Source organism: Microbacterium sp. 2FI (genome assembly GCF_005502885.1).
Classification (GTDB): domain Bacteria; phylum Actinomycetota; class Actinomycetes; order Actinomycetales; family Microbacteriaceae; genus Microbacterium.
The window spans coordinates 1-12,395 of sequence record NZ_SCMR01000027.1 but is presented as its reverse complement, the minus strand read 5'-3'; the positions used below and the strand labels follow the sequence as shown (position 1 = coordinate 12,395).

At 69.4% G+C, this 12,395-nt stretch carries 11 protein-coding genes; all 11 read left to right on the top strand.

Annotated elements, in window-relative coordinates:
• The first annotated feature begins 294 nt into the window (after positions 1-294).
• The 11 genes from argC to FFS15_RS16710 all read left to right on the top strand — a co-directional run bounded on the left by argC (position 295) and on the right by FFS15_RS16710 (position 11,834).
• Positions 295-1,350, top strand: coding sequence for an N-acetyl-gamma-glutamyl-phosphate reductase (gene argC, locus FFS15_RS16760; protein ID WP_137846192.1), 1,056 nt, complete (start codon positions 295-297; stop codon positions 1,348-1,350).
• Positions 1,347-2,504 carry a bifunctional glutamate N-acetyltransferase/amino-acid acetyltransferase ArgJ gene (gene argJ / locus FFS15_RS16755; RefSeq protein ID WP_137846191.1) on the top strand — a complete coding sequence of 386 codons (1,158 nt, stop codon included), beginning with the start codon at positions 1,347-1,349 and terminating at the stop codon, positions 2,502-2,504. The genes argC and argJ overlap by 4 nt, the downstream gene beginning before the upstream one ends.
• Positions 2,501-3,400 (top strand): acetylglutamate kinase, encoded by a 900-nt coding sequence (gene argB / locus FFS15_RS16750; protein WP_137846190.1) that lies wholly within the window; start codon positions 2,501-2,503, stop codon positions 3,398-3,400. The genes argJ and argB overlap by 4 nt, the downstream gene beginning before the upstream one ends.
• Positions 3,397-4,641, top strand: coding sequence for an acetylornithine transaminase (locus FFS15_RS16745; protein WP_137846189.1), 1,245 nt, complete (start codon positions 3,397-3,399; stop codon positions 4,639-4,641). The genes argB and FFS15_RS16745 overlap by 4 nt, the downstream gene beginning before the upstream one ends.
• Positions 4,638-5,561 (top strand): ornithine carbamoyltransferase, encoded by a 924-nt coding sequence (gene argF / locus FFS15_RS16740; protein ID WP_137846188.1) that lies wholly within the window; start codon positions 4,638-4,640, stop codon positions 5,559-5,561. The genes FFS15_RS16745 and argF overlap by 4 nt, the downstream gene beginning before the upstream one ends.
• The gene (locus tag FFS15_RS16735) at positions 5,540-6,700 is read left to right on the top strand and encodes a heparan-alpha-glucosaminide N-acetyltransferase domain-containing protein (RefSeq protein WP_137846187.1); all 1,161 of its coding nucleotides are present in this window, start codon (positions 5,540-5,542) and stop codon (positions 6,698-6,700) included. The genes argF and FFS15_RS16735 overlap by 22 nt, the downstream gene beginning before the upstream one ends.
• Positions 6,701-6,709: 9 nt before the next feature.
• Positions 6,710-8,140, top strand: coding sequence for an argininosuccinate lyase (gene argH / locus FFS15_RS16730; RefSeq protein WP_137846186.1), 1,431 nt, complete (start codon positions 6,710-6,712; stop codon positions 8,138-8,140).
• A gap of 85 nt (positions 8,141-8,225) precedes the next feature.
• Positions 8,226-8,873: a SatD family protein gene (locus FFS15_RS16725; RefSeq protein ID WP_137846185.1), complete on the top strand. Its 648-nt coding sequence runs from the start codon at positions 8,226-8,228 to the stop codon at positions 8,871-8,873.
• Complete coding sequence (locus FFS15_RS16720; RefSeq protein ID WP_137846184.1) at positions 8,870-9,646, top strand: hypothetical protein; 777 nt, start codon at positions 8,870-8,872, stop codon at positions 9,644-9,646. Before FFS15_RS16725 ends, FFS15_RS16720 begins: the two co-directional genes overlap by 4 nt.
• 48 nt (positions 9,647-9,694) lie before the next feature.
• The gene (gene tyrS / locus FFS15_RS16715) at positions 9,695-10,996 is read left to right on the top strand and encodes a tyrosine--tRNA ligase (RefSeq protein WP_137846183.1); all 1,302 of its coding nucleotides are present in this window, start codon (positions 9,695-9,697) and stop codon (positions 10,994-10,996) included.
• Between the two features lie 16 nt (positions 10,997-11,012).
• Positions 11,013-11,834 (top strand): DUF4184 family protein, encoded by an 822-nt coding sequence (locus FFS15_RS16710; protein WP_137846182.1) that lies wholly within the window; start codon positions 11,013-11,015, stop codon positions 11,832-11,834.
• Positions 11,835-12,395: the final 561 nt, after the last annotated feature.

The window sequence follows — 12,395 nt, the reverse complement described above, 5'->3', positions numbered from 1 at the left end:
GTGCTCGACACGCCGCCCCCTACGGCGTGTCGAGCACGCGGGGCGCCCCAAACCCGAGAGAACACCGCCCGGCATCCGCCCATCCCTCGATTTGCGGATGCCGCGACCCGGCCGCTATCGTCGGCCCATGCCTTCGGCGACCCAGGGATCCGCGACGCTCGTTACGAGCCTCGCTCCCGCGCGCCGACGTCTGGACGGCCGCCGACTCTAGGCGACCCTGCGTGCGGTCCTGTCATGGACTCTGCGGGCGTCGCCGTCTCCGGCTCCCGACCCCCAGACCCTAAGGTGGAATCCATGACATATTCGGTCGCCGTCTCCGGCGCATCCGGCTATGCGGGCGGCGAGATCTTGAGGATCCTCGCCGCACATCCCGACGTCGAGATCCGCACCGTCACCGCGCATTCGAACGCGGGACAGCCGCTCATCCAGCATCAACCTCATCTGCGTTCGCTCGCGCACCTGACGCTCTCCGACACGACGCCCGAGGTGCTCGCGGGGCACGACATCGTCTTCCTCGCGCTGCCGCACGGCCAATCCGGCCAATACACCGACGCGCTGGGTGATACGCCGCTCGTGATCGACGCCGGCGCCGACCACCGGCTCGAATCCGGGGCCGCGTGGGACGCGTTCTACGGCGGCGCCTTCCACACCCCGTGGACGTACGGCGTCCCCGAACTCCTGATCGGCACGGGCGCCGGCAAGCAGCGCGCGAACCTCGTCGGCGCGACCCGCATCGCGGCGCCCGGCTGCAACGCGTCGACCGTCAGCCTCAGCCTCGCGCCGGGCGTCGCGGCGGGCGTCATCGACCCGTCCGACATCGTCACGGTCCTCGCGGTCGGGCCTTCCGGTGCGGGAAAGAGCCTCAAGACCAACCTGCTCGCGAGCGAGATCCTCGGCAGCGCCAATCCGTACGCGGTCGGCGGCTCGCACCGGCACATCCCCGAGATCCGCCAGGCTCTCGCGCACGCCGGAGCACCCGCCGACGGCATCCGCATCTCCTTCACACCCGTCCTCGTGCCCATGGCCCGCGGCATCCTCGCGACGTCCACGGCCCCCATCGCCGATGGCGTGACGGATGCCGAGATCCGCGCCGCCTGGGAGGCGGCCTACGCCGACGAGACCTTCGTCCAGCTGCTGCCGGCGGGGGAGTTCCCCCGCACCGCCGACGTCGTGGGCGCCAACACCGCGCTCATGGGGCTGGCGATCGATCGCGCCGCGAACCGGGTCGTCGTCGTCACCGCTGTCGACAACCTCGTCAAGGGGACGGCGGGCGCCGCGATCCAGTCCATGAACATCGCGCTGGGCCTTTCCGAGGGCATCGCGCTGAGTGTGAACGGAGTTGCGCCATGAGCGTCACCGCACCCCAGGGATTCGAGGCCGCCGGTGTCGCGGTCGGACTGAAGTCGAGCGGCAAGCCCGATGTGGCGGTCGTCGTCAACCGGGGGCCGCTCAAGGTCGGCGCCGCGGTCTTCACGTCCAACCGCGCGAAGGCGAACCCGATCATCTGGTCTCAGCAGGCGATCCAGGACGGCGTCGTGGAGGCGATCGTGCTCAACTCCGGCGGGGCGAACTGCTTCACGGGGGCCTTCGGGTTCCAGACGACCCACCAGACCGCCGAGAAGGCGGCCGATCTCCTCGGCGTCAGCGCGGGTGACGTGCTGATCTGCTCGACGGGGCTCATCGGGACCGGCGACGAGGTGTTCCGCGCGAAGGTGCTCGCGGGCACCGAGCAGGCGATCGCCGCTCTCGATCCCGAGGGCGGGGTCGTGGCATCCGAGGCCATCATGACGACGGATTCGAAGGCCAAGCGCTCCCACGTCGCACGCGACGGCTGGTCGATCGGCGGCATGGCGAAGGGCGCCGGGATGCTGGCGCCGGGCCTTGCCACGATGCTCGTCGTCATCACCACCGACGCCGTACTGGATGCCACCCAGGCCGACGCGGCGCTGCGCGCCGCGACCGGGCGCACGTTCGACCGGCTCGACTCCGACGGCTGCATGTCGACGAACGACCAGGTGACCCTCATGGTCAGCGGCGCCTCGGGCATCGCGCCAGACCCGGACGAGTTCGCCGCCGCTCTCGCCGAGGTGAGCGCCGACCTCGCCCGCCAGCTGCAGGGCGACGCCGAAGGCGCGAGCCACGACATCACGATCGAGGTCCGAAATGCCGCGTCCGAGGAGGACGCCGTCGAGGTCGGCCGCTCGGTCGCCCGCAACAACCTCTTCAAGGCCGCGATCTTCGGCAACGACCCGAACTGGGGCCGGGTGCTCGCCGCGATCGGCACGACCGATGCCGCCTTCGACCCGTACGACGTCGACGTCTGGATGAACGGGGTGCGCGTGTGCACGCAGGGCGGCCCCGACGCCCCGCGTGAGGACGTCGACCTCACCCCGCGCGCCACCGACCTCGTGATCGATCTGAAGGTCGGCGCCGCGACGGCGACGATCCTCACCAACGACCTCACACACGACTACGTCCACGAGAACAGCGCCTACTCCTCATGACCGACATCCAGGACACCGATCCCGCCGAGGCGAGCCACAAGGCCGTCACGCTCATCGAGTCGCTGCCGTGGCTGCGCCGGTTCAGCGATCAGATCGTGGTGATCAAGTACGGCGGCAACGCCATGGTCTCGGACGAACTGCAGGACGCGTTCGCCGCCGACATCGCCTACCTCCGCTACGTCGGGGTCAAGCCCGTGGTCGTCCACGGCGGCGGGCCGCAGATCTCGTCGATGCTCGACCGGCTCGCGATCCCGAGCGAGTTCAAGGGCGGGTACCGGGTCACCAGCACCGAGGCGATCAGCGTCGTGCGGATGGTGCTCACCGGTCAGATCAACCCTCAACTGGTGGCGAAGATCAATGCGCACGGTCCGCACGCGACGGGCCTCAGCGGTGAGGATGCCGGCCTCTTCGGCGGCCGCCGCCGCGGCGTCGTCATCGAGGGTGTCGAGCACGATCTCGGCCGCGTCGGCGACGTCGTCGAGGTCGATCCGCAGCCGGTCCTCGACCAGATCGCCGCCGGTCGTATCCCGGTCGTCTCGTCGATCGCGCCCGACCTCGACCACCCGGGACACTCGCTCAACGTGAATGCGGATGCCGCGGCATCCGCCCTCGCCACCGCCCTCGGCGCCGCGAAGCTCGTCGTCCTCACCGACGTCGCCGGTCTCTACGCCGACTGGCCGAACCGCGACTCGCTCGTCTCGCACCTGACGTCCACCGAGTTGCGCGCGATGCTGCCGAAGCTCGAATCGGGCATGATCCCGAAGATGCAGGCGTGCCTCGAGGCCGTCGAAGGCGGCGTCGAGACGGCCGCGATCATCGACGGGCGGGTGCCGCACTCGGTGCTCGTGGAGATCTTCACCAGTAAGGGAATCGGAACAGAGGTGGTGCTCGGATGACATGGCAGGACGATGCGGGGCGCGACCTCGTGAAGAGCTTCGGCGACCGGATGGCGATGTTCGTGCGCGGCGAGGGCGCGTACGTATGGGATGCCGACGGCAAGCGCTACCTCGACTTCCTCGCCGGGATCGCGGTGAACTCCCTGGGGCACGCGCACCCGGTGTTCGTGAACGCGATCGCGACCCAGGCCGCGACCCTGTCGCACGTGTCGAACTACTTCGCCACACCGCCGCAGCTCGAGCTCGCGGCGCAGCTGAAGCGCCTCGCGGGCACGGGGGAGTCAGGCCGGGTGTACTTCGGCAACTCCGGCGCCGAGGCCAACGAGGCGGCCTTCAAGCTCGCGCGACTGCACGGCGCTGCCACCGAGAGCAGCGCCGGGCGGCCGCGGATCCTGGCCCTCACCGATGCGTTCCACGGGCGCACGATGGGAACGCTCGCCCTCACCGGCAAGCCCTACATGCAGCAGCCCTTCCTGCCGATGACCCCCGGCGTCGAGTTCATCGACTCGACGATCGAGGCGCTCGAGGCGGCGATCGACGATCGCGTGGCCGCTCTCTTCGTCGAACCCGTCAAGGGCGAGGCCGGCGTCATCGACCTCCCCGAGGGCTACCTCGAGGCGGCGCGCGAGATCACACGGCGCCACGGTGTGCTGCTCATCATCGACGAGATCCAGACCGGTGCGGGTCGCACCGGCGAGTGGTTCGCCTTCCAGCACGCCGGGATCACGCCGGATGCGATCACGGTCGCAAAGGGCATCGGCGGCGGATTCCCGATCGGCGCGCTCATCACCTTCGGCGAGGCGAGCGAGCTGTTCTATCCGGGCACTCACGGGTCGACGTTCGGGGGCAATGCGCTCGGCACGGCCGTCGCCGGCGCCGTCCTCGGCGAGATCGAGCGTGCCGACCTCGTCCGAAACGCCGCGGAGCGAGGCGACCAGCTGCGCGCGGCGATCCTCGGTATCGGCTCACCCCTGATCAGCGGATGCCGCGGCCGGGGTCTCCTGATCGGCATCGCCCTCGCGCACCCGGTCGCCAAGGCCGTCGTCGCCGCCGCGCAGGTGCACGGCCTCATCATCAACGCGCCGAACGACGACACGATCCGCCTCGTTCCCGCTCTCACGATCGGCGACGTCGAGATCGACGAGTTCATCGCACTCTTCACGGCGAGCCTGCACACCGTCGCCGATGCGCTGCTGCTCGACGAGCACTCATCCACCCCGACGACGGAGGTTCCCGCGTGACCCGCCATCTGCTGCGCGACGACGATCTGACCCAGGCCGAGCAGGACGAGATCCTCGATCTCGCGCTGGCCCTGAAGAAGGATCGCTGGAAGCTCAAGACGCTCGAAGGGCCGCAGACGGTCGCGGTCATCTTCGACAAGTCCTCGACCCGCACGCGCGTGTCGTTCGCGGTCGGCATCGCCGACCTCGGCGGTTCGCCGCTGATCATCTCGACGGCGAACAGCCAGCTCGGCGGCAAGGAGACTCCCGCCGACACGGCGCGCGTGCTCGAGCGTCAGGTCGCCGCGATCGTGTGGCGCACGTATGCGCAGGCAGGCCTCGAGGAGATGGCGCGCGGCACCCGCGTGCCGGTTGTCAACGCCCTGAGCGACGACTTCCACCCGTGCCAGCTGCTTGCGGATCTGCTCACGATCAAGGAGCACAAGGGCGACCTCGCCGGCCTCACGCTGGCGTTCTTCGGCGACGGCATGTCGAACATGGCCCACTCCTATGTTCTCGCGTGCGTCACGGCGGGCATGCACGTGCGCGTCGCCTCGCCGGAGGAGTACGCCCCCCGCGACGACCTCATCGCCGATGCCGACCGCCGCGCCGCCGAGACCGGCGGCTCCGTCGCGCTCTACACCGACCCGAACGAGGCTGCGGCAGGTGCCGACGTCATCGTGACCGACACGTGGGTGTCGATGGGCAAGGAAGAGGAGAAGCTCGCGCGCCTGCGTGATCTCGGCGCGTACAAGGTGACGCGCGATCTCATGTCGCTCGCGAAGGATGACGCGATCTTCATCCACTGCCTTCCCGCAGACCGCGGGTACGAGGTCGAGGCCGAGGTCATCGACGGTCCGCAGAGCGTCGTGTGGGATGAGGCCGAGAATCGCCTGCACGCCCAGAAGGCGCTGCTGGTATGGCTGCTTCGGCAGGACTGACGAACCGACGTTCGCGGCTCGCGACGCGCTGGGAGCGCCTGAACGGACCCCAGCGCATCGCGGGCGTGGATCTCGCCCGTGGGCTCGCGGTGCTCGGGATGTTCGCCGCGCATCTGCTGTGGATCCGCGAGGACTTCGACTGGTCCGACCAGGCGACCTGGATCGCCGTCGTCGATGGGCGGTCGTCGATCCTGTTCGCGACTCTGGCAGGCGTCTCGATCGGAATCGTCACCGGTGGACGCACTCCGTTGCAGTGGGACGCCATGGCGACCGCGCGGTGGCGGCTGGGGGTGCGCGCCGGACTCCTATGGCTGCTCGGCATCCTGCTGATCCTCACCGGCGTGCCGGTCTACGTCATCCTCCCCGCGTACGCGATCCTCTTCCTCCTCGCCATCCCGCTCACCGGACTCCGTGCGCGCGTGCTGCTGCCGCTCGCGGCTGCGCTCGCGATCGTCATGCCGATCCTGCAGGTGATGCTCGACGACCTGCCGGTGTGGGGCACGCGCGCGGGTGGCGATCTGTCGCTGGCCATCGGATGGCACTATCCGTTCACGACGTGGATCGCCTTCGTCGTCGCCGGTCTCGGGGTCGCGCGCGCGGGGGTGCGGCGCCTCTCGGTGCAGCTCTGGATGCTGGGCGCAGGCTCTGCGCTCGCCTTCGTCGGCTACTCGGCGGGGGGATCGGATGCTGCTGCCCCGGCATCCGAGCCCTCGTCGCTCTGGTCGGCGGCCTGGACGTCCGCCCCGCATTCCAGTGGTCTGCTCGAGGTGATCGGATCGGGCGGATTCGCTCTGGCGGTGATCGGTGCGAGCATGCTCGTCTGCCGTTCGGTCGTCGTGTGGATCGTGCTGCCGCTGCGCGCCGTCGGAGCGATGCCGCTCACCGCGTACACGGCGCAGCTCGTGGTGTGGGCGCTCATCGCGCTCGAGGTGCTCGGCCGCACGGGCGACCTCACCGGGTTCCGCGACCTCGAGCCGTTCTGGCCGTTCGTCCTCGCGACCCTCGTGCTGTGCACGGCGTGGGCGCTGCTGATCGGCCGCGGTCCGCTCGAGTGGGCGGTCGACCGCGTGGCACGGCTGATCGTTCCCAGCGCGCTCGAGTCCGACCGCGCAGTCGGCGACTCCTCGCCCCGTCGCTAGGCTGGTGCGGTGAGCGACAGCAAGGGTGACGGGACCAACGAGGGCGCGCTGTGGGGCGCCCGCTTCGCGACGGGGCCGTCGCCCGAGCTCGCCGAGCTCAGCCGCTCGACCCACTTCGACTGGGATCTGGCGCTGTACGACATCGCCGGCTCGCATGCCCACACCACCGCGCTCGCCGCAGCCGGGTACCTCACGTCCGACGAGGCGGCGGCGATGCGCGCGGGGCTCGACGTCCTCGCGCAGGGGATCACCGCGGGGACGCTCCGTCCGTCGCCGTCCGACGAAGACGTGCACGGCGCTCTCGAACAGGCGCTCATCGCCGAGGTCGGGACCGAACTCGGCGGCAAGCTGCGCGCCGGGCGCAGTCGGAACGACCAGATCGCCACCCTCGTGCGGATGTACCTGCTGGATCACTCGCGCACGATCGCGCGCGAGATCCTGCGGCTCGTCGACGCGATCGTCGCACAGGCCGAGGCGCATCCCGCGGCGATCATGCCCGGCCGCACGCACCTGCAGCATGCGCAGCCGGTGCTCCTCGCCCATCATCTGCAGGCGCACGGCTGGCCGCTCGTGCGCGACCTCGAGCGCTTGCGCGACTGGTCTGTGCGCGCCGCGGTCTCGCCCTACGGCGGGGGAGCGCTCGCCGGATCCACGCTCGGCCTCGACCCGCAGCTGGTCGCGCGCGAGCTCGGCCTCGATCGCCCGGCCGAGAATTCTCTCGACGGCACCGCGGCGCGAGATGTCGTCGCCGAGTTCGCGTTCATCACGGCGATGATCGGCATCGACCTCTCGCGCTTCGCCGAGGAGATCATCCTCTGGAACACACGCGAGTTCGGCTTCGTGCGCCTCGACGACGGCTTTTCGACCGGCTCGAGCATCATGCCCCAGAAGAAGAACCCCGACATCGCCGAGCTCGCGCGCGGCAAGGCCGGCCGGCTCATCGGGAACCTGACCGGTCTGCTGGCGACCCTCAAGGCGCTTCCGCTCGCGTACAACCGCGATCTGCAGGAGGACAAGGAGCCTGTCTTCGACTCGGTGCGCACTCTTGAGGTCGTCCTTCCCGCGTTCGCGGGGATGGTGGCGACACTGCGCTTCGACACCGATCGGATGGCAGAGCTCGCGCCGCAGGGATTCTCGCTCGCGACCGACGTGGCCGAGTGGCTCGTCAAGCGCGGCGTGCCCTTCCGCGACGCGCACGAGATCTCGGGCCACCTCGTGCGCGTGTGCGAGCAGCGGGGGATCGAGTTGGACGAGGTCACGGACGAGCTGCTGGCGTCTGTCTCCACGCACCTCACTCCGGATGTCCGCGAGGTGCTCACCATCGAGGGTTCCGTCGCGAGCCGCACGGGAGTGGGCGGCACGGCCCCCGTGCGTGTGGCGGAGCAGCGGGTGGAGCTCATCGAGCGCGTCCAGGCCGCCGCCCACGCTCTCCGGTTATAGTCCGCAAGCATAAGCGATGCGCTTATTGATCGATTGAATAAGCGAAATTCTTATAAGAATGCCGCATAAGTGATACGCTTATGTCATGGCCATCGCTGTGATCGCTGACATCGTCGGTTCGCGGAGACTTCCCGACAGGGAAGCCGCTCAGCGCGAGCTGGACACCGCGATCGCACGGGTCGAGCGCGATCTGCCCGTCGCGACGGTGCCGATGCGGCCGATCGTCGGCGATGAGCAGCAGGCGGTGTACTCCTCCCTCGACTCCGCTCTCGCCTCCCTGCTGCTGCTGCAGCTCGCGCTCCCCGACGGCATCGAGTGCCGATTCGGCATCGGGATCGGGCCCGTCGGCAGTGTCGCCACCGCCGCGGGCGACATCCACGAAGGGCCGGGCTGGTGGGCCGCGCGCGAGGCGATCGACGCCGTTCACGCCAAGCAGCAGCGCGCCGCGCCGAGCGCGCGCACGTGGGTGGTCGCCGCCCCCGAGGAAGATGGCCACATGCACCACGCCGCCCGACTCGCGAACGCGTACCTGCTTGCTCGCGATGAGGTGGTCGGCGCGATGACCGACCGCACGCGGCGACTCACCTACGGCCGGTGCCGCCGTGTGCCGCAGCGAGAGCTCGCGGCGGCCGAGGGCATCTCCCAGCCTGCCGTGTCGCAGGCGCTCGCCGCGGCGGGCGCTGCGGCCGTCGTCGAGGGCTACTTCGCCCTCGTCCCGGGAGCGCCGGCATGATCGTCGCCGCGCTGATCCTCGTCGCCATCGGGGTCGCCGACATCGCGCGACAGTACCTGCGGCCTGCGCACCGGGCCATCGGCTACGCACTGCTCGCCCTTTTCGTCTTCGCGCTCGGGGCGCTCGCCGGCGCGTGGCTCGCGGCGCTGCTGGCCATCGCGGTCACGGGGGCATGGGTCTGGCTCTTCCCGACCGACGCGCCGGCGCGGGCCGGGCTCTGGCCGGCCGTCGCCGTCGCCGTCATCTGCGGCGTGTTCGCGGCGACGCTCGGCGCGCGCGCGGATGCCGGGATCATCGGCGACGTCTGGCTGCTGCCCTCGCCGGTCGGCGATCTGACCGTCGATCACACGCTGCTCGCGATCGGTGCGGTGCTCTTCCTGCTCGAGTCCGGCAACGTCGTGGTGCGAGCGGCGCTCACGGTCGAGATGCCGCAGCTGGCGGCATCCGTCATCGAAGACTCCATCGAGGGCGCCCCCGACCACGGCGCGGCAACCGCAGCGCCTGTCACGCAGCCCCTCGCTGCGCCGATCCTGAAGGGCGGACGCCTCATCGGACCGCTCGAGCGGATCGTCGTGTTCGCACTCACCCTCGCGGGCATCTACACGCTCCTCGCGGCTGTGCTCGCGGCGAAGGGCATCGTGCGGTTCCCCGAGATCTCGCGCGACGGCGAGCTCGGCAACCGGGCCGAGTACTTCCTCGTCGGCAGCCTCGTGAGCTGGGTGATCGCCCTCGCCGCGGCGTTCCTCGTGTGGTGGTCGTTCGCGACGATCTGACGCTACCGCTCGCCGTCGCGCCCGAACCCCGCTGATACGCTCGAACGCGTGTCTTCTGCCCTGAGCGCGACCGCGCCCGCCAACGATCCGACGTTCGAGAACGTCTGGGATGAACTCGTCTGGCGCGGACTCGTCCACGTGTCCACCGACCAGGAGGCGCTGCGCGACCTGCTCGCAGGCGACCCGATCACGTACTACTGCGGGTTCGACCCGACGGCGCCGAGCCTGCATCTGGGGAACCTCGTGCAGCTGCTGACGATGCGCCGGATGCAGCTGGCCGGTCACAAGCCGCTCGGGCTCGTGGGGGGATCGACCGGACTCGTGGGCGATCCGCGGCCGTCGGCCGAGCGCACGCTCAACACGAAGGAGACGGTGGCCGAATGGGTCGGCTACCTGCGCTCGCAGGTCGAGCGGTTCCTCAGCTTCGAGGGCGAGAACGCCGCGCGCATCGTCAACAACCTCGATTGGACCGCGCCGCTCAGCGCCATCGACTTCCTCCGCGAGATCGGGAAGCACTACCGCGTCGGCACGATGCTCAAGAAGGACGCGGTCGCCGCGCGTCTGAACTCCGACGCGGGCATCAGCTACACAGAGTTCAGCTACCAGATCCTGCAGGGCCTTGATTACCTCGAGCTGTACCGGCAGTACGGCTGCGTGCTGCAGACCGGCGGCAGCGACCAGTGGGGCAACCTCACCAGCGGCACCGATCTCATCCATCGCGTCGAGGGCGCGCACGTCCACGCGATCGGCACGCCGCTGATCACGAACAGCGACGGCACGAAGTTCGGCAAGAGCGAGGGCAACGCCATCTGGCTCGACGCCGCGATGTGCAGTCCGTACCGGATGTACCAGTTCTGGCTCAACACCGACGACGCCGATGTCATCCCGCGGCTCAAGATCTTCACGTTCCTCTCGCGTGCCGACATCGAGGAGTACGAGCGCCTCGTCGCCGACGAGCCGTTCCGGCGCGCGGCCCAGAAGCGCCTCGCGCACGAGGTGACGGCGTTCGTCCACGGGACGGATGCCGCGGATGCTGTGATCGCCGCCTCTGAAGCGCTCTTCGGGCAGGGCGATCTGGCAGCGCTCGACGCGGAAACCCTGCGCAACGCTCTCGAGGAGCTGCCGAACGCGTCGGTGGTCACCGGCACGGGCGTCGTCCAGGCGCTGGTCGAGACCGGACTCGTCGCGAGTCTGTCGGAGGGTCGCCGTGCGATCGCCCAGGGCGGCGTCTCGCTCGACGGCGCGAAAGTCGACGACGAATCCGCGCCGGTCACCGGGTCGCTTCCGGGCGGTGTGTCGGTGCTGCGTCGCGGGAAGAAGACGCTCGCGGGCGTGTTCGTCACCGGCTGAGGCCCCGGCACACGGCATGCCGTTCACGCCCAGTCACGCGGTCGTCGCGCTGCCGTTCATCCGCACGCCGCTGGTGCCGGCGGCCATCGCGATCGGTGCGATGGCGCCGGATCTGCCGCTGTTCGTGCGCGGTCTTCCACTGCACTACGGGCGAACGCACGACCTGGTGTGGCTTCCGGCGACCGTGCTGCTCGCGCTCGTGCTGCTCCTGGTGTGGCGCGCGGTGCTGCGTCCCGTGGTTCGCGAGCTCTCGCCCGACTGGCTCGCGCGGCGCCTGCCGGGGGAGTGGGACCGTGGCGCGCTGGGTGCGACGCGCGACACGCTCGCGATCTCGGCCATGCGCGAGCGCGGTCGGCGGCAGCGCTGGACGGTGTCATGGAGCGGGATGCTGCTGCTCCTCGTCTCGCTCGTCATCGGGGTCGTGAGCCACATCGTGTGGGACCTGTTCACGCATGAGGGCCGGTGGGGCATTGCGATGATTCCCGCGCTCGCCGAGCAATGGGGTCCACTCCTCGGCTACAAGTGGCTACAGCACGGATCGAGCGTGCTCGGCCTCGCGATCATCGGAATCTGGGCGGTGCTTCGGCTCGTGCGGACGGATGCCGCACCGGCGGTGCCCCGCACGCTCCCCGCATGGGGGCGGTGGGGGTGGTGGGTCTCGCTGCCTGTCGTGCTCATCGGGGCGTGGCTGTTCGGACTGATTGCGCTCGGCCCACTGGATGCGGAGTTCACCGTCGCGCACCTCGCGTACCGCGTGCTGCCGCCGGCGTGCGCAGTCTGGGGGATGCTGACCATCGCGCTGTGCGTCGTCGTGCAGTCTCGGCGCCCGACGCGCTGAGCCGCGGAATTCCGGGCCTCCCAGGGTGCGACACGCCCGGGCTGCACGCAGGATTTGCCAGCTCGCGAGACCCCCACGTAACGTATTACTTGTTCGCCCCACAGGGATGCGGAGAGGCCCAGAGCCTTCCCCCCTCAAGCGGAGAACGATCCCCTTCCACTCAGTCCATTGAGACTGTGACCGTTGCGGTCTAGGATGGGGAATCCACCTCGTGGACCGCGGTCATCGATCGCCGCCGAGGATCTTCACGATCCGGCGCGTCGATTTGACAGACGGAACGAGATGGATAAGATTATGAGGTTGCCCTTCGGGCTGGTCGTGAGGCTGGTTGGGGGAGCGTCTGATCCTTGAGAACTCAACAGCGTGCACTTGTCAAATGCCAAATTACCTCGTCCTGACCATTTGTTTGGTTGGGTGAGATTCCTTTGGATCAAGTCCAACTCCTTCCGGGGGTTGGCGTTATGGATTGCCAGTTTTGGCATCCTTTTGGTCAGTTCGAACTCGCTGCTTCTCTGCCTTTTTCCGGTGGGTTGTGGCAATCATTTTTTATGGAGAGTTTGA

Excerpts from the sequence above, each read along its gene's own strand:
- argC (WP_137846192.1), top strand. The coding sequence starts at position 295 with ATGACATATTCGGTCGCCGTCTCCGGCGCATCCGGCTATGCGGGCGGC.
- argJ (WP_137846191.1), top strand. The coding sequence starts at position 1,347 with ATGAGCGTCACCGCACCCCAGGGATTCGAGGCCGCCGGTGTCGCGGTC.
- argB (WP_137846190.1), top strand. The coding sequence starts at position 2,501 with ATGACCGACATCCAGGACACCGATCCCGCCGAGGCGAGCCACAAGGCC.
- FFS15_RS16745 (WP_137846189.1), top strand. The coding sequence starts at position 3,397 with ATGACATGGCAGGACGATGCGGGGCGCGACCTCGTGAAGAGCTTCGGC.
- FFS15_RS16735 (WP_137846187.1), top strand. The coding sequence starts at position 5,540 with ATGGCTGCTTCGGCAGGACTGACGAACCGACGTTCGCGGCTCGCGACG.
- FFS15_RS16725 (WP_137846185.1), top strand. The coding sequence starts at position 8,226 with ATGGCCATCGCTGTGATCGCTGACATCGTCGGTTCGCGGAGACTTCCC.
- FFS15_RS16720 (WP_137846184.1), top strand. The coding sequence starts at position 8,870 with ATGATCGTCGCCGCGCTGATCCTCGTCGCCATCGGGGTCGCCGACATC.
- FFS15_RS16710 (WP_137846182.1), top strand. The coding sequence starts at position 11,013 with ATGCCGTTCACGCCCAGTCACGCGGTCGTCGCGCTGCCGTTCATCCGC.